Annotated in this window: 13 protein-coding genes; 8 read left to right on the forward strand and 5 right to left on the reverse strand. The window is 37.8% G+C overall.

Annotated elements, in window-relative coordinates; all coding sequences use genetic code 11:
• Positions 1–260: 260 nt before the first annotated feature.
• The 5 genes from H7U19_RS05485 to H7U19_RS05505 all read right to left on the reverse strand — a co-directional run bounded on the left by H7U19_RS05485 (position 261) and on the right by H7U19_RS05505 (position 9783).
• Positions 261–2327, reverse strand: coding sequence for a putative porin (locus tag H7U19_RS05485; RefSeq protein ID WP_246454647.1), 2067 nt, complete (start codon positions 2325–2327; stop codon positions 261–263).
• Positions 2328–2489: 162 nt separating this feature from the next.
• On the reverse strand, positions 2490–3956 hold the full coding sequence (locus tag H7U19_RS05490) for a DUF4302 domain-containing protein (RefSeq protein WP_186559921.1): 1467 nt from the start codon (positions 3954–3956) through the stop codon (positions 2490–2492).
• Between the two features lie 29 nt (positions 3957–3985).
• Positions 3986–4879, reverse strand: coding sequence for a substrate import-associated zinc metallohydrolase lipoprotein (locus tag H7U19_RS05495; RefSeq protein ID WP_186559923.1), 894 nt, complete (start codon positions 4877–4879; stop codon positions 3986–3988).
• 19 nt (positions 4880–4898) lie between these two features.
• Positions 4899–6410: a RagB/SusD family nutrient uptake outer membrane protein gene (locus H7U19_RS05500; protein ID WP_186559930.1), complete on the reverse strand. Its 1512-nt coding sequence runs from the start codon at positions 6408–6410 to the stop codon at positions 4899–4901.
• Between the two features lie 10 nt (positions 6411–6420).
• A complete protein-coding gene (locus tag H7U19_RS05505; protein ID WP_186559937.1) occupies positions 6421–9783 on the reverse strand; it encodes a SusC/RagA family TonB-linked outer membrane protein in 3363 nt (1120 codons plus the stop codon).
• Between the two features lie 274 nt (positions 9784–10057).
• Here H7U19_RS05505 and H7U19_RS05510 point away from each other — a divergent pair, with 274 nt between their 5' ends.
• The 8 genes from H7U19_RS05510 to H7U19_RS05545 all read left to right on the forward strand — a co-directional run bounded on the left by H7U19_RS05510 (position 10058) and on the right by H7U19_RS05545 (position 17274).
• On the forward strand, positions 10058–10663 hold the full coding sequence (locus tag H7U19_RS05510; protein ID WP_186559939.1) for a ribonuclease HII: 606 nt from the start codon (positions 10058–10060) through the stop codon (positions 10661–10663).
• Positions 10664–10965: 302 nt separating this feature from the next.
• Complete coding sequence (locus H7U19_RS05515) at positions 10966–13395, forward strand: PQQ-binding-like beta-propeller repeat protein (protein ID WP_186559941.1); 2430 nt, start codon at positions 10966–10968, stop codon at positions 13393–13395.
• A gap of 111 nt (positions 13396–13506) precedes the next feature.
• Positions 13507–13722 (forward strand): hypothetical protein, encoded by a 216-nt coding sequence (locus H7U19_RS05520; protein ID WP_186559943.1) that lies wholly within the window; start codon positions 13507–13509, stop codon positions 13720–13722.
• A gap of 174 nt (positions 13723–13896) precedes the next feature.
• The gene (locus H7U19_RS05525; RefSeq protein WP_186559945.1) at positions 13897–14946 is read left to right on the forward strand and encodes a nucleoid-associated protein; all 1050 of its coding nucleotides are present in this window, start codon (positions 13897–13899) and stop codon (positions 14944–14946) included.
• A 57-nt stretch (positions 14947–15003) separates the two neighbouring features.
• The gene (gene ppk2 / locus H7U19_RS05530) at positions 15004–15780 is read left to right on the forward strand and encodes a polyphosphate kinase 2 (protein WP_186559947.1); all 777 of its coding nucleotides are present in this window, start codon (positions 15004–15006) and stop codon (positions 15778–15780) included.
• A gap of 121 nt (positions 15781–15901) precedes the next feature.
• Positions 15902–16483 carry a Crp/Fnr family transcriptional regulator gene (locus tag H7U19_RS05535; protein WP_186559949.1) on the forward strand — a complete coding sequence of 194 codons (582 nt, stop codon included), beginning with the start codon at positions 15902–15904 and terminating at the stop codon, positions 16481–16483.
• Between the two features lie 55 nt (positions 16484–16538).
• Complete coding sequence (locus H7U19_RS05540; protein ID WP_186559951.1) at positions 16539–16862, forward strand: hypothetical protein; 324 nt, start codon at positions 16539–16541, stop codon at positions 16860–16862.
• Positions 16863–16878: 16 nt separating this feature from the next.
• A complete protein-coding gene (locus H7U19_RS05545; RefSeq protein WP_186559953.1) occupies positions 16879–17274 on the forward strand; it encodes a hypothetical protein in 396 nt (131 codons plus the stop codon).
• The last annotated feature ends 9 nt before the right edge of the window (positions 17275–17283 follow it).

A 17283-nucleotide genomic window follows, 5' to 3' on the forward strand; every position in this document is an offset into this window, starting at 1 on the left:
GCTTCTCTCGCAAACCTGCCTGCCGGCAGGCAGGGGCGCAAAGCGGGGGACGGCAAAGGGGCAAACGGACGGGGCCCCGAAAGGACGCCGGACCATCGGGCGGACAGCGCGGCCCGCGGGCACCCCCGCGCTAGGGATTGAGGCATCTGCCGGAGCTCCTCCATCAGAGCGACTGCCGAAAGCCCGACAATACCGATAGCTATCGGGAGGGGAGCGCCCTAAAAACCCAAAAAATTATACCTATATATTTTGTGTATGAACTACATAAAAAAGTTCCAAACGATACCAAATCGGACTATGAAATCGCGATAAGGGTAGTTTGGGGCTGAATAAAAATTGTAGCCCGTAAAGGAGGAGTTGAAGTGTTCGGCCTTAAAAAATATTCGTGTTTGTCGGATTTTGGCATTAACGAAGAAATCGAATCTTGGAAAATCGCCAAACTCCCTATCTGTTTGCACATAAAACTCTGACATAACTGGGTTATATGCATTCATGTAGTACTTTGTGAAATAATTAAAAGTGAGGCCTGTTTGCAAAAACATGGCTTTCTTGAAGACATGTGAACTAAAATAAATTGTGTTACGGGTAGTTAGCTCGGGTACGTTAAGCACCTTGTTTTCATCTTGAACGTTTTGATATAATATGGTATTATTTAAGGCAAATTTTCCAAATTTTATTTCATTTTCCGCTTTTATTCTAAAATAGTTGATGGTGCCATCATTCTGGAATGCTTTTATTTGCTGGGTACCCGCCGTGGCATTTGCATCATTTTTAAAATAGATGTAATCACTGATGGTGGTATAATCCACCGTAACATTTGCTATGTTCTTAAATTTTACAAAGAAAGCGAGCTGTTGCGTTTCGGTATTGTTGAAACTGTTCCGCCAGTTGTAGTTTAAATAGTTGCTCTGATACAACTGCTGGTTGTAATTAGGAGCTTTTGAGCTATGGTTTATAGATGCTTTAGCAAATATGACATCATTAAAATTATAACTGGCGTGAGCTTTAACAAAGTTGCCCTGAAAATCACCCGAAATATTGACTCCCGCTTCCCCATTGATATCAAAGCCCCTATAATATTTATGGTATTTTCCGCCTGCCGAATAAACGTTCCCTTTTAATCTGTTGGTGATCGTATTTCCATTTAGCACTACTACCCTATCGTAGCCGTAGTTATAGTTATCGTTACTAATATTTACCTGAAAATCCCCAAGTTCGTTATTGAAGTACTGCAACTGTACCTGATTAAATAAATGCTCCAGCGTAGAGCGTTCCCTTAGCCCTGAAGTAACGAATGCGTCACCAAAAATACTATTAGCCGAAGTCTGATCATATTGAAAATACTTGTCCTCAAAGGATATAATATGCTTAACGGTGAGACGACTTTTTGAAGTAGAATCGTTTAAAATCGTTGGGAGGAATTTTTTAACCTTTTTGTTAAAGACATCATAGCTATGTTCTAAATGAAAACGTTTACCTTTTAAAATATTTTCTGCATTCTCAAAATTGACCTCCAAAATGGAACGGTCGCGAAATTCGTCAATACCACTTTCAAAATTCTCGACCATGTCGTCCCGGATACCCCCATTTTCATTGTTTAGCAAATCCTGCATCACAACATGCCCTCGCATCTTGTAGCGACGGTTTTTGGTATGATAGTTAGTGAGGAACCGAAAATTTCCCGTACTGGTCAAAATACTTTGGTATTTCCCTAAAGACCTAAGGCCTTTATATCCAATTGACAAATTAAGTTGTGGTGAGGTGTTAACCGTAAAAAAAGAATCTGCCAACTGTCCTTGTTCAAAAGCAGATTTATATAATAATTCCGTTAAAGGTGTTGGCACCCGATAATATGAAATATCCTCAATTTCCATATAATTGAAATGCCTGGCCCTGGCTCCAAAGCTTGGCATTAAATCCGTGCTTTGGAAATTATAGGTGAGGCTATTATAGGATTGCCCAATGTTTGAGAAGCGCACCAATCCAAAGTTATCCCGTCTTAAATAATTGAATTTGTAATCTTTAAAAACCGTTAAAGATGTATCGACATGTGTGGTATCGTTTTCATGAGAAATAATGAGGTAGTCCTCAATTTTTGCTTTCTTTTCCTTTGGATCTTGTGGATCGATACGATCCAAAAGGTTTCCCCCGCGACCTGCGGAACGCGAAGTCCTTAAACTATCCTCTGGCTGCGTGGCCAATGTTTCCTGAGGTTTTGTCGCCAATGAATCTTGAGGCTTTGTTTGCTTGCCGGAAAGCACCTGCCCAAACGCAATACAAGAAAAAACACCAAAAAGGATTGTAAGGCCTAACTTTCGCATAATCATAAAAAACGTTGCAAATGTAAATACAAAATATGATAACGATGAAAAATGAGGAAATTATATTTTAGAGAGGGAAGTTGTAGTTCAGAGTTAATAAAAAAAGCAATCCCTAAACCTATTTCAAATTTAGGGATTGCCTTAAAAAATTCTCAGTCAAAGGAATTATTAGCCAAAAAATAGCCCATAAACCCTTAAAGCCTGATTGTCCATCTTAGTAAATGTTCCAGATATATTACTGAAACCATTTGTATTTGATCGGAAAGGGCCTTCATTCGTATAGAGCATACCTGAGCTTGAAGAGGCTGGATTATCAAAAAAGTCTATTAGCGGGGCATAAAAAGGTTCTAAAAATGGTCCGTTTCCTGTCCCAAATGGCCCTGTATATTCTTGAAAAAGCCTATTATTACTTACGCTAGCCCTATTATAACAATAGAACGCATTGAATGCGGCCCCATCGGCTGCACGAGTAATCTGTACAAACAAAAAATTATCACATGCATCACTATTAAAATTAAAAATAAACTGGAACTGAGTTAAAGAAAATGCTCCAGGACCAAACCCAGCATCCAAATTTGCATTAATTTGATCTATGACTTCTTCCTGAAAACAGGGGCTTGTCAAAGGGTTAGACCCTAAGGAAATCCTATACAAAAAGGCACTTTCCAATAAAGCGATATCATCATTGATACCCTCCCCTGAAGGACTTAACAATGGGGAATTTGAAATTGTAGCGGTCGCACCATTTGAGGTTGCGACGTATTGCGGTTTACCACTGCTGGTATCCAAAACAAAATCCTTGAAGACACTATCTCCAACTTCCAATGCGGGACTTATTATTATTGCCTCTTTTCCGTCGATAAAAGTAAAAGCTGCACCTATACCCTTCTCAGTGGTAACACCTTCACTGTCCACTGTTTCAGCGTCAAAAAATATAGTATTAGGTGTGTAGTTCAAAACATAGGTAACCATCCCTCCCTCGCCTGGAGCTTCCAAAACAAGACTATCATAAACTGACGCCGTTGAACAGTCCACATCATCAAAAGTCTGTCTGTTAGCATAGGAAGCTTCTACACTTGCCACACTTTCAGCATCAAAGTCCGTAAAATTCGAAGGATAAAGAATTAAGGATGCAGTATCCCTATTTCTTACATCCCTAAAAGTAATAACCCCGTTGTCGTTGCTGAAATATTGAAAAACAGATGTCCCAAAAAACCCAATACCAGTTTGAAAACCATTAATATTTTGTGTAACGGCTGTAGGATCGGTTGCTTTAGTAATATGATTGCGCGTTGTAAATACAAGTTCCGTTGTAGTTCCAAGCCTTACCTCATAACTGGAATTTTGAAGCGTACTATCGTCATCAAAATCCGAAGTTTGTCTTACCGTGCCATCGGCATTAAACTGCATGAAAATGGTGAAACCACCCCTTTGATCATTCTTTGGGAAATATATCGCCCTGTAACCGTTTGGCTGAGACACTAAAAGGTTCTGCAGTTCATTAACTCTATCAGCTACCCTATCGGCCGGTGCTTGGCCAAATACATTTTCCGTATCATCCTCGCTACACGAAAACAGCACAAAAAAGAACAATAGTATAAAACTTAGGTACTTGTATTTTATTAAAAATTTCATAAATCCAATTTTTTGTTATTCTATTTAAACTATATCTCCAACAAGGCCTGATAGGTTAGCTCTCGTAGTTCATAAAAATCTATGTTGAATTTTTCTTGATAATATTCAACAACAAGTTGCTCTTTAAGCCTAATACTCAATCTGGCTTGTTCGCTAGATATGCCATTTACCAAATCATCCCATTGGGTAGCAGATCTCACCAACATATATTGTATCATTTCTACAAAATCCTCACTTGGCTGACTTGAGGCATAGGCAGAAATATAGCCCAGTTCCCTAGCCTCCTCATTACTTCTATCCGCCCATGAAGAGGTATAATTGGCAGGATTGACCAAATCAAAAACTGGGTCATAAGGTTCGATTTGGTTCAAAATATGACCGTACTCGTGGTGAATGGTCGATAATGGCCCAATTACTGAAAACTGCACGTCAAAATCGTTTGGTGTATCTTCTTCGTACAAAATGTTGTCAAAATCTAAAAAATCTATATTAAATAGAATTATCCTTGCTCCTTGCTCGGCTATACCCAAGGTTATTGTATTTCCTCCAGGGTTGAAATTAAATCCGCCGGCTAAAACAAATTCCCTTGGTGCAATATGCTTGATAAAGTTTTCGCCTCCCAATTGGGTATAAGGCTCTATCCAAACACTCTGCAAAACTTCAGCCACCGGCCTAACACTGGACTGAAATGGAGGGTGTAAAAATCTATCAACATCCGTATCATTAATGTCCCATTTATATTGAATTTCAATGTTATAGGGATCCACGAAATTTTCTCTTAACCAAACATCCAAATCATTCAATATGGGTGGTGTAGTATCAATTTGGGACTCAGTTATTGAAGCATCTCTCTCGCAAGCTGTAAATGCAAATACAGCACAGCAAAACAATATGCTTAATAATTTATAAAGTATTTTATTCATATCTTAAATTTTTAAAATATTATCTTGGATTTTGTTCTATACCAAATGCTTGAGCATCTGGTGGGATTTGTACTGCTCTTCTATCATCTCCTCTGGGTAATGTAAATGTATCAATTGTGCTTCCGTTTACATTTACAATTCTATGCTCGACTTCAATACCATGTCTTTTTATATCTAACCAGCGCAGACCCTCATTGTAAAAGATGGACTTTCTCATTGTCAAAATTAAATTCACATAAGGGAGGTCATTCGAAGATATAGTGTAAAAAGGCGCATAAGCACTCGTATCGGTAAATGCAAAGTTCCCATTAGGGTCTTCAATGTCCGCAGGCTCTAAAGCATCTGAAGCAACATACCCCCTAGTTTTTGTTGAAAACATTAGATTTATATCTGATACCGCATTATCATATTGCTGGAGCATTACATAGGCTTCTGCTCTGTTAAGCAAAACTTCGTCGGTTGTCAATAGCATATATGTGACGAAGGGTAGCCCAATACCAGCCGCTTGATTGGTGAACCTAAAATATTCGTTATACTTAATCAAAGTCAAGCCTATATCACCGTTATAGGTAAATATGGAATACGCCCATGGTTTGCCTAAGGGGTTACCTCCTAATATTTGAATTTGCAAAAGTCTACTTAATTGATATCTGGCTAATCCTGAGAAAAAGCCTCTGGCGTAAACCGAACTCCCCGCAGACAACAATAAATTTGAAGGGTCTGTGGACGATGAATACTGCAATTGTAATTGCGCTCCAGGTAATTGATCGTATAAGCCATTTATATCCCTAAGTATAGTAGCACCACCTGAACCTAATGCCTCCGTGCTATAATCTATGACTTTTTGCCATTCTCCAATATGCAAATAAAACCTGGATGCAAACGCATTTGCTGCCTGCTTGGTGAAATGGAATGTTGGAACCTCGTATTCATTCTCAATTAGCGGCAAACCTTCTTCTAAATCTTTTGCTATTTGCCCGTAAACCTGGGCAACCGTACCTCTATCATAATCTTGAATCAATACAGTTTCAGGCTCCGTAACATAAGGAATACCCATATCTGTATTGGCCGTACTAGGATCGTATCGTTTAGAAAAAATACTCACCAACATAAAATGGGCATAAGCCCTACATAAAAGCGCCTCTCCCCTTTGGGAATTGAACTCTTCTCCACCACCCAATTCTTCTATGGACGCAAGGGCTTGATTTGCATGGGAAATTGCTTCGTATGCTTCATTCCAATAGAATGTAGGAGTATCTTCATCATCATCATTTAAATCCCTCCAAAAATACATTTCTTCATTAATTCGGACATCTGATTCTGCCCCAGGCCCCTTGTCATCAGCATTGTCAGACATAGGCTCCAAAAAAGGAACATATCCGGCCTGCGGATAGGCTGCAACTAATAATTCAGAAATTTTCTCTGCCGAATCTATTTCCGTTCGATTGTCGGGTACTTCAGAAAGCACCTCATCACAACTAAAATTAAGAACAAGTAATAAAAACGGGATAAATTTTATATAGCTTTTCATAGTATTTTTTTTAAAAACCAACATTAAGTGTAAACGTGTACGACCTGGTAATTGGTGAAGCAACCCCACCACTGTTGAAGAATTCCGGATCTTGCCCCCCCAACTTATCATCAGAATAGAATAGAAACAGGTTGGTACCCTGCAGATTAAAACGTAATGAACTTAGTCCCAAATTTTTCACTGTTTGGCCATCAAAGGTATACCCTAGGGATATGTTTTTCATCCTAACGAAATCACCATCAGCCACCCTAGCCGTTGAATAATTATAGGCATTATATGCTCTGGTAATACTATTATCTCCAATAGATTGAATAAGCGAACGTGACGGTATAGCCGGAATATCAGTAAGATTTTCATCTCCCGGCTGTTGCCAACGGTTAACAAACTCTCTTGGGAACACACTTAAATCTGTATACTCCGAGGCGTATGCAGGATCTAAACGAATTTTGTTACCTCCAGAAAAGGACACAAAAAAGCTAAAATTCCAATTTTTATATTTGAAATTGTTAGCAAGCCCGCCTGTAATTGTAGGCAATGAAGGGCCTTCGTACACAAGGAAATCTAGAATATCCTCCGTTGCTTGGAAATCAATTCCAGAAATTGGATCAATATCCTCTCCAAATTCATCCTGTCCTAAGTCAAAGGTAGGAACTCCAAATTCGTTTAATCCATCAAAATTAAAGGAATATAGTGCATTTCGTTCTGTACCAATTGCATTTCCCGTACCGTTAACCAATGAAAAAACGTTCGGTCTTTGCTGTAGGCTTGTTATTTCCTGATCAATAAATGAGATATTGAAACCTGTGCGCCATTGAAATTTATCAGAACTAATATTAACGGTGTTCAATTGAAACTCAATTCCATTAGTCGTCATTTCGGCGTTATTCCCCAGTTTTGTAAATTCTCCTCCAATACCAGAAGTTCTGACAACATCCAATAAATCTATACCTCTGCGCGAATAAACATCAAAGATTGCCCTAACACGCTCGTTAAAGAGACCTATTTCTAAACCTAGATTTAGCTCCCTTGTTTGCTCGTAGGTCAATTCAGAATTTTCTAGGTCTTCAATATCTATAAAATTCTCCCTGTCATCCAGATTAAACCTATCCGTAATTGAGTTTAAGAATACCGCTCTATTGTTACTGGCCGCATCATTAAGTAAACCTGTTACCCCATAACTTGGCCTAAAAACCAAACTTGAAATGATATTGGAATCTCTAAGAAACTTTTCTTCATGGGCATTCCAACGCGCACCTACGGAATAGGTAGGCAACCACCTTGCACTAGAGGATTCGCCCGCTCTATTAGAACCTTCGTAATTACCGGTTACACTCAAAACATACTTTTTGTCATAATCATAATTCACCTGCATAGCCAAGGACACTTCTCGAGACCGTGTTTCTTGAGAAGCGAAATAGTCATCTCCCTCCAAAATAACTTTCCTCAATATATCGGGATCTGTAAAAACAGCTCCACCTCTGTTGAATTGATATCCGTATCCTGTAAAGAAAGAGGACGTCCTATCAGCATGCCTGTATTCTTGATTGGCATAAATGTTAACATTATGGACATCCTTGAAAGTCTTGTCAAACCGCAATGAATTCCTAAAGGTATATGCCGTAAGTGTATTTTTTGTTTCGGTCAAGATGCCTCCAACTGGCAAAACCACACTTGGTAACGCCACAGGATTATCAGGATCGGTGAACAAAAAGGTATTAGCATCCCTAACGATTTGATTTTCGTCAGCTCTGTAGGCCGCAACCCTGTTTGACGCCTCCCTTGCCGCATTTTCTCCAATATTTTTAACATATCTGGCAGAACCTAAAAAGCTGTAAGTTAGATTATTGTTGATTTTGTATTCTAATTGGCCTTGAAACTTGATATCCGTTCTATTAATTTCCAACGTATTGTTTTCTATTTCGTTCAGAATATTAAGTGGTGCCCAATTAGCCCTGTAATACTCTAAATCCCCATTGGCGTCCCTTGGCCTTAAAGCTCTACTCGTAGTCAAAGCATAGTTAAAAGGGTTGATATCAAACTCCCTAGTGAATGATCCAAAAAACACATCATTCTGCCTTGCCAATGTTCCAGGCGCTTTCTGATTTACAACATTAGCACTTCCCAAAAGCGTAAAAATTAGCTTATCATCATTTAAATGAAATGAGTTTCTGAAATTTGCGGTTACACGTCTAACACGGTCCGCTATTGTCCAGCCGCCGTCAGTGAAATAACCCAACGAAGCATAAGTTCTAGAACTTTTTGAGCCACTGGAAAAACTAATATTGTGATTCTGGGTCGGTGTCATCCTATACAACTCCTTGAACCAATCAGTGTTTGCCAATTCGTATTGCTGTAAAAAGGCCGCTCTTGCTTCTTGGGTATTTCGAATTCCATAAGCTCCATTTGTTTCGTTATAAGTATCAATGGCCTGAGCCCTAATATTATAAACACCTCCATTACGCCCATACAACACATCCGGATATTGCAAAAAGCCCTTAGACTCCATGTCTCGGTATATCGATATAGTTTCTTGAGAGTTCAGTAAATTATATTGAGCGTACCTTGGCCTATCTCTCATTAAGAAATCACCGTTGTAGCTAAATGTCGGCTTTTGATCTTTTCGACCAGATTTTGTAGTGATGACAATCACACCATTTTGAGCCCGTGCACCATATAAAGAGGTTGCCGAGGCATCCCTCAAAATTTCAAAACTTTCAATGTCGTTAGCATTTAAACCGGCAATAGCAGAACTTAAAAGCGTATTAGGGTCTCCTGAAACTAAATCAGCGAATGAAACATTTACTATCTGTTCCTGAATAACACCATCCACAATCCAAATGGGATCAGCATTTCCCAAAATCGACGCAGAACCTCTAATAGTTATTCTTGGTGCAGCCCCAAATGTTCCGGTAACATTTTGTACGCTTACCCCCGCCGCTCTACCTTCCAAAGATTGAGTGATGTCGGGCAATCCCGCTAACTCAATTTCTTCAGCTTTTACGGACTGAGAGGCTCCTGTAAAAACCACCCTGTCGATATTTTGATACCCCGTAATAACAACGGTATCCAAATCTTCTAAATCCTCTTTGAGGGTAACATTTATGGTACTACTCGTGCCAACCGTAACCGATTGGGCTTCCATACCGATAAAGCTAAATTTGAGGATGTCACCCGATTGGGCCTGAATGTTGTAGTTTCCATCGAAGTCCGAAACTACACCTCTGGTAGTACCATCAACTACAATGGTAACGCCTTCCAAGGGCAAACCGTTTACATCAGTAATTGTACCTGAAACCCGGTTTTCTTGAGCCTGGGACAATTGGATTGAAAACACCAATAGCAGTGTTGTCAACCAGGTCAACTTTAATTTCATATAAATAATTATTTGAGTTAGTCGATGACGAATTTCTTAATAATATCTTAAAGCCACAAAATTTTGAATTAAAAAATGTTGATAAAATCCAATATTTAACATTTAAATTATTCAATTTTTTCGAAAAATATTACAATTCGTTATTAATATTTTGAAGAAATAGCAAAAAATGTAATTATTTGACAATACAAATTAGGATTTTTCCATTAAAATTGAAAAAAATACTATGTATGCATAATATATGTGTCTCCAAATTGTTTTTTATTTTTGGACTATGCTATTGGCAAAATTTTCAGAAAACACCTACGAATGTGGTACCGATGAAGCTGGTCGCGGTTGTTTGGCAGGTCCTGTTACCGCCGCAGCAGTAATTCTGCCTGAGGCGTTTACCAGTGAAATCCTTAACGATTCCAAACAGTTGTCGGAATTAAGGCGCGATAAATTGAGGCCTATTATTGAAGCCGAGGCCATGTGTTTTGGCGTTTCCCATATTTTTCAGGAGAAAATTGATGAAATCAACATTTTGAATGCCTCAATTATGGCCATGCACAAAGCCATTGAACAATTGAGCAAAAATCCCGATTTCATCATTGTCGACGGAAACAAATTTAAGCCGTTTAAAAGCATCCCTCACCAGACCATTGTTAAAGGCGATAGTAAATATCTAAGTATTGCGGCAGCTTCCGTTTTGGCAAAGACCCACAGGGACCAATACATGAATGCCATCCACGGGGAATATCCGATGTACAACTGGAAAAAAAATAAAGGCTACCCCACCAAGGAACACAGAGAGGCGATAAAAAAATATGGCGTGACCAAATATCACCGAAAATCGTTTAGATTATTGCCCGAACAACTTAAATTGGATTTTAATCTTTGATCGATACTTTCCGATTGAAACTTACCCCTCCACTGCCCGATAGCTATCGGGACGCCACCTCCCCTAAAATAGGGGAGGAAGTTACATTGAACTCTTCTTTTCAATCTCGATAAATTCTATATTTCTTCTGTATAAAACTAAATTTTGTCCTAGAGAAAAAGAACAAAATTTAGTTTCACATCAGGAACCCTGCCTTTGCCGGCAGGCAGGCGCTTCGCTAGTCCATATAATTTTTTTCATTCGGTTTTTGAGAATTTCCAAACGAAAAAATTCATGTACTTTTGCAGAAAATCAGTCCGTCCATGAGATTTTTTTGCTATTCCCTCCTACTTATTTTGGTTTGCAGTTGCTCAAATTCCAAAACAAAACGCACTCAACTCATCGATTTTATTCCGGAAGATTCTGAAATAGTCCTCAAAACCTCTAACCTCGAAAACCTAAAAAGTGCATTGCAAAATAATGGATTTGTCCAAACGTTTTCCAAAACCGAAACTTATGGCACAACTGAAAAACAGCTAGAAAATCTTTCGTATTTGAATCCCACTGGGGATATACTCGTTTGCTTTTCAAAAGAAAATGACAGCACCCAATATACTCTTATTTCAAAATACACTTCAGACATTTTTTCATCCGATTCACTTAAAAATTACTCCGAGGAAACGCTCAAATTCAAGAATAAAACTATAGTAAAATCTGAATTAAACGGCAATACGTTTTACAGTACGGTAATCGACAGCACCTTTTTACTTTCGTCTTCAAAAACTATTATTGACCGAAGTTTTGAAGGAAATGGTAGGGTTTCGAAATTGGCCAATTTTAACGATGTAGTTGATGTGGACGAAACCTTTTCATCACTGATTAAAGCCGATTCATCATTATTGAAGTCCTTTTTTACTGAAGAGTCTTTATCTGTGGAAAAACTGACCGATATTTTGGCCCTCGACGTCCAAATGGAACAAAATGACGTCTATTTTAATGGCATAGTGAAGTCACTGGATTCCTCATACAATATTCTTGATATTTTTAAAGGCACTGTGTCACAGGAAAATAAAATGCCATGGATTACTCCCAATAACAGTGATGGCTTTTTAAGTGTTACGTTTGATGATTTTGCAACCTTTTATTCAAATTTAGCGCAATATTGGGCAAAAGATTCTATTTCAAATACTACTACACTATTTGACAACATTACGGAAATAGGAGTGATTTATGAAGATGATGAACGCGCCATCGTCTTGCATTCCATTGATATTATTGCCACCCAAGATGCGTTGCTTGGCGACCAAAACACAGTTGAAACTTACAGGGATATTTCCGTTTTTGAATTTGGTCAACCTGAAATTTTTGCTAATACCCTCACGCCATTTATCGACTACACCACTGCGAGCAGGTATTGTTTGATAGATGATTTTTTTGTCTTTTCCAATTCCAGGGAATTGCTTCAAAACATCATAACCAACCATCAAAACAAAACTACTTTGGGCGAAAGAGAAAACTATAAGAAATTGACTGAACATCTAAGCAGCGAAAGCTCAATGATGTTTGTCCTGAGGCCCCATTTGCTTGAAACTGTAGTGGCCAAAAATCTTGGCGAAAGCAAAAATTTGAAGCTCGACGGTTATAGCTTATCTGGTCTGCAATTTGTTAACGATTCTGACTTTGCCCACGTTCACGGTGCGATTCAAAAGAAAGGAAAGAATGCCGTTCAAAACTCAATTACCGAGGAATTCAATGTTAAATTAGAAAATGACCTGCTTAATGCACCACAATTGGTGACCAATCATGTTACCAAACAAAAAGAAATCGTTGTTCAGGATATCAACAACACCCTTTATTTGATTTCCAATAGGGGAAAAATCCTTTGGAAAAAGAGGCTGAACGGGCCTATCTTGGGTGAAGTTGCCCAAATGGATATTTATAAAAACGGTCGATTGCAATTGGTTTTTGCAACCCCAAATAGGGTTTACCTCATTGATAGAAAAGGAAGGGACGTTGGACCATTTCCTTTAAAATTTAACGATAACATTACCCAACCCCTTTCGCTTTTTGACTACGACAACAACAAAAAGTACCGCCTTTTGGTGACCCAAGGACAAAATGTTTTGATGTACGACACCAAAGGCAAGATTGTAAAAGGATTTACGTTTAAATCTGCCAATGCTCCCATTGTTTCACAACCTAAACATTTTAGAATTGGAGCCAAGGATTACCTCGTGCTAAAAACCCGAAGCAAACTTTATATTTTGGACCGCACCGGAAAAACCCGGGTAACCCCAAAAGCCAATACTTCATTTTCAAATGAGCCTGTCTTTTTGTATCAAAATAAATTTACCACTACAGCGGGCAATGGGAAATTGTTTAGCGTAGATACCCGTGGCAATACGAGTAAAGTGGATTTAAACCTGTCGTCCGACCACTATCTGGAAACCACCAGTAAAACACGAGTGACTCTAAATGACAATAAACTAGGTATTAAAAGTAAAGTGCAGGAACTGGATTTTGGCAATTACACCCGTCCCAAAATCTTTTATATCAATAACAAAATCTATGTTTCGGTAACAGATCTACAGGCTAAAAAAGTACTTCTTTTTGACAGTCAAGGAAAGATGCGTCCTAATTTCCCGGTTTACGGCAACTCCATCATCGATTTGGATAATACGGATAAGGATAATGCGCTGGAATTTGTGGTGAAGGGCGAAAACAATTCAATTTTAATGTATCAAATCAATTAACAATTTACGCCTAAAACTTGTTGAAAAAGAATGTTTTAAATAGGAATAAACATTTTTCTATCTAAAAAACAAACTTTATATTTAGCCCAGCTATTAATCAAACGTTTACAAATGCGATTTCCCAAAAATGCACTAAACGTCCTTAGTTTTGGGGATGTTTTGCCATTTTTTCTAAAGCCCGTGGATGCTCAAACCAAACGATTGAAGCGTTCCATTAGGAGGATTCTTGTTTCTATTTTAAATCCATTTGATAGGGAATTCATTTTTATCATCAAAAAACTTATAATAACAATAAACGCATCCGGATTGAAAGCCGCAGCATACTAAATTATGACTAGATACCTTTATCATTCTGAATTATTAAACAAAAGTAGTTATAGGAATTAAAAGCACTAAAACACAAGTCCTCGAATCTCGGGCGTCAAAGTATTCGGCTTTGGCGCCTTTTTTTTATGTCATTTTCAACTTTATTATTTACTATTGCAGTCTTAATTCCAAACCATGATTTCAAGAAAAAACGCTTCAATTTCAAAATGTATCATCCATAAAGTTGGCAATAAGTTCAACGACACCAAAAATGCCTTTTCAAATAAATTAGTGGATTTTGACGAAGCCAGCTACGATTTGATGTTGCCTTTTCTTTTAAGAGGATTTGGAAGCGCCGTTCAGAGCTATCGTTTTAATCACCATGCCAATGTAGCCTTGAATGAAATTTTTAGTTATGCCACTCAAATTTTTGACGATGAAGATAGTTTTGTTGAGGTTTCAAAACATGTGGTAACGCATCTTTACGAACAGTCCAATTCGGCAAACATCAAAACCGGGGATGTGCTAGTAGTAGAGTTTGAAGGTATCGAATTTCGGGATATGACGACCAATGCTATTGGCATTTTCAAGATTGAAAACAAGGTGAATTTTTTTCAAACGTATTTGGAAAATAATAGCTACGACGTTTTAGTCCAAAAGGGCATAAGTTCAAAAAAAGTGGACAAAGGCTGTTTGATTTTGAACCAATCCGATACCGAGGGCAACATCGTTTTTAGTGTGGACAACAATAGTTATGACGCCCAATATTGGCTCAATCATTTTTTGAATATCAAATATGCGGACGACTCCAATAGCCATACCCAACAGTACTTGGAGCTATGCAAAGAATTTTCAACCGAAATCGTAAAAACCACCTATGGTGCCCAAGAGCACAATACGTTTTTAGCAAAAACTATTGACTTCTTCAAAGAAAATGAAATAGTGAATGTGGAACGTTTTAAGGACGAACTTTTTGAGGAAGACAAACATAAAAGGGAGTTTGACAATTACAGAAAAGAATTTGAAGGTGAGCAAAACGTGGTCCTCCGCAATCAATTTGACGTGGCTGATGAAGTAGTCAATAAGGAAAAGCGCAAAATCAAAACGGATATAAAACTAGATACCCACATCCAAATAAAATTGGACATTGATGCACCGGATGCCTCAACTGAGTATTTGGAGCGCGGTTATGATGAGGAAAAGAAAATGCACTATTACAAAGTGTTTTTTAATGCTGAGAATTAATCCATTTAAGCTCAATATTTTTTGTTAAATTGGAGGCACTAAACAACTGTGCCAACCATGTCCAAAAACGATTTCGATTACGACGCCGAGCTTAAAAAACTACATACCGATTTAGTCCATCTTCAAGAATGGGTTAAAAACAAAGGACTAAAAGTAGTAATTGTTTTTGAGGGACGCGATGCTTCAGGAAAAGGCGGTACTATAAAGCGTTTTACCGAACCTTTAAACCCAAGGGTGTGCAAGGTTGTGGCTTTGGGCGTTCCTACAGAAAAGGAAAAAACACAATGGTACTTTCAGCGTTATGTAGAGCATTTACCCTCTGCTGGACATATTGTTTTATTTGACCGAAGTTGGTATAACCGTGCTGGCGTGGAAAAGGTGATGGGTTTTTGTAGCGATAAGGAATACCGTGAGTTTTTGCGATCCTGCCCGGAGTTTGAAAGGATGTTGGTACGTTCAGGCATCATTCTTTTGAAATATTGGTTTTCGGTAAGTGATGAGGAGCAGGAAAGGCGTTTTAAAAATCGTATTAGCAACCCATTGAAACGATGGAAGTTTAGCCCCATGGACCTGGAATCCCGTTCCCGATGGTTGGAATATTCAAAAGCGAAGGACCAAATGTTTGCGCATACCGATACTAAGCAAGTACCATGGTACGTGGTCAACTCCGATAATAAAAAGAAAGCGCGACTGAATTGTATCAGCCACGTACTGAGTATGATTCCCCATGAAAAAATGAACATTGAACCTATTGAACTGCCCGAACTTCCGGATTATGAGGCCTACGTCAGGCCACCAATGAATTATCAGACGTTTGTACCGGAAAAATATTGATTTGGTTAATTCTTCTAGCTTGATTTTACAGCCGGCAAACCTTTTAAAAAGCAATATTATCTTAGTTTTGGCAAACATTAAGGAAACCTCTCTTCTAAATAAGAAACTATAGTCTATCAAGATGAATATAGAAAAAACCCTAAATGAAATTGAAGAAATTTACTCCCCCTTAACACATGGCTGTCAGCAAGAGTTCATTTCTAATTCAAAACTTGTTACCTACAAAAAAGGTGACATTGTCGTTCGAGAAGGGCAATATTCTAAGAACGCATATTTAATTATTGAAGGATGTGCGAGGGCTTATTATTTAAAGGATGGCAAAGACATTTCGGATTGGTTTACATTTGAAAATCAATTTATCGCATCCATTATAAGTTTTTTCGGCGAACAACCGAGTCCACATTATATCGAATTTATTGAAGACTCAACAGTTCTTGAGTTTTCCAAAGAAACAGTGGACTTCCTTTCAAATAAATTCCACGATTTTGAACGATTTATTAGTAGAGTAGTAATAGAAACTATGTTAGGACTTTGTGAAAGATTGCACACCATTCAATTTTCAAAGGCAGAAGAAAGATATCAGAACTTAATAAGTATTTACCCAAACATTACACAGCGAATACCGCTCACACATATTGCTTCTTACTTAGGTATTACCCTTGAAACATTAAGTAGGATTCGCAACCCTAAAGTTCGAATTTGATCTATATCAAATGATGTGCCTTCCATTAAAATGATCTTTGTAAAAAGATTTAAAAATGGAAGAATTCAGCAATCAACAACAATCAATTTTTGGAACATGGTGGGAACCTATTAGAAAATGGTTTTACCCAGCTTGGCTAATCTACGAAACCTCGATTCAATTCTATGAATATGCTTTTGGTGTAAGCAACTTTTTTATAGAGAAGCAAGATAGTATTGGCGAACTTTTTTCTCAAATTTTGGCTATTACTTGTGGCTTAGCAACATTCTTAATCTGCTCATTCTATTTAACTATTCCAACCTGTATTATTCTTTATAAGTTTTTTAAAGAGGATAAACCTGCAAACCCATTTTTACATAAAATCAAAAAATACTTCTAATTCAAATTTTCAATAAATGAAAAGAATAAACATAAAAACAGCAGGTATTATAAATCTTTTAGGCGCTATTCTTCATACCGTAGGCGGACAAATAGAATTGGTTAATCCACTTTTAGAGAGTGATATTAGCATTCAACAAAAGAGTGAATTAACCGGAGCGTGGCACATCGTAACTATACTTTTGTTTTTGACTTCCTACATCATCCTAAAAGTTGGATTTAAAAAAGATAGCCATCAAGAAAAAGAATTTCTTAAACCTATAGCTGTTCTTTACATTTTATCAGGCATTCCTTTTTTAATTACCAGTTTTCTGTATAAGGTTAATGCATTTCAGTGGATATTGCTTATGCCTATTGGTATTCTGATTTTAATGGGCTTACAAAAACCATCTTCTAATAGGCAGAATCTTTAAATATTTCTT

The sequence above is a fragment of the Hyunsoonleella aquatilis genome (assembly GCF_014270105.1).
Taxonomy (GTDB): domain Bacteria; phylum Bacteroidota; class Bacteroidia; order Flavobacteriales; family Flavobacteriaceae; genus Jejuia; species Jejuia aquatilis.

What these genes read in the sequence shown, in the direction of transcription:
- H7U19_RS05505 (WP_186559937.1), bottom strand. Translation starts at nt 9,783, where the DNA reads ATGAAATTAAAGTTGACCTGGTTGACAACACTGCTATTGGTGTTTTCA.
- H7U19_RS05490 (WP_186559921.1), bottom strand. Translation starts at nt 3,956, where the DNA reads ATGAAATTTTTAATAAAATACAAGTACCTAAGTTTTATACTATTGTTC.
- H7U19_RS05520 (WP_186559943.1), top strand. Translation starts at nt 13,507, where the DNA reads ATGCGATTTCCCAAAAATGCACTAAACGTCCTTAGTTTTGGGGATGTT.
- H7U19_RS05535 (WP_186559949.1), top strand. Translation starts at nt 15,902, where the DNA reads ATGAATATAGAAAAAACCCTAAATGAAATTGAAGAAATTTACTCCCCC.
- H7U19_RS05495 (WP_186559923.1), bottom strand. Translation starts at nt 4,879, where the DNA reads ATGAATAAAATACTTTATAAATTATTAAGCATATTGTTTTGCTGTGCT.
- H7U19_RS05540 (WP_186559951.1), top strand. Translation starts at nt 16,539, where the DNA reads ATGGAAGAATTCAGCAATCAACAACAATCAATTTTTGGAACATGGTGG.
- H7U19_RS05545 (WP_186559953.1), top strand. Translation starts at nt 16,879, where the DNA reads ATGAAAAGAATAAACATAAAAACAGCAGGTATTATAAATCTTTTAGGC.
- H7U19_RS05500 (WP_186559930.1), bottom strand. Translation starts at nt 6,410, where the DNA reads ATGAAAAGCTATATAAAATTTATCCCGTTTTTATTACTTGTTCTTAAT.
- H7U19_RS05515 (WP_186559941.1), top strand. Translation starts at nt 10,966, where the DNA reads ATGAGATTTTTTTGCTATTCCCTCCTACTTATTTTGGTTTGCAGTTGC.
- ppk2 (WP_186559947.1), top strand. Translation starts at nt 15,004, where the DNA reads ATGTCCAAAAACGATTTCGATTACGACGCCGAGCTTAAAAAACTACAT.
- H7U19_RS05510 (WP_186559939.1), top strand. Translation starts at nt 10,058, where the DNA reads ATGCTATTGGCAAAATTTTCAGAAAACACCTACGAATGTGGTACCGAT.
- H7U19_RS05485 (WP_246454647.1), bottom strand. Translation starts at nt 2,327, where the DNA reads ATGATTATGCGAAAGTTAGGCCTTACAATCCTTTTTGGTGTTTTTTCT.
- H7U19_RS05525 (WP_186559945.1), top strand. Translation starts at nt 13,897, where the DNA reads ATGATTTCAAGAAAAAACGCTTCAATTTCAAAATGTATCATCCATAAA.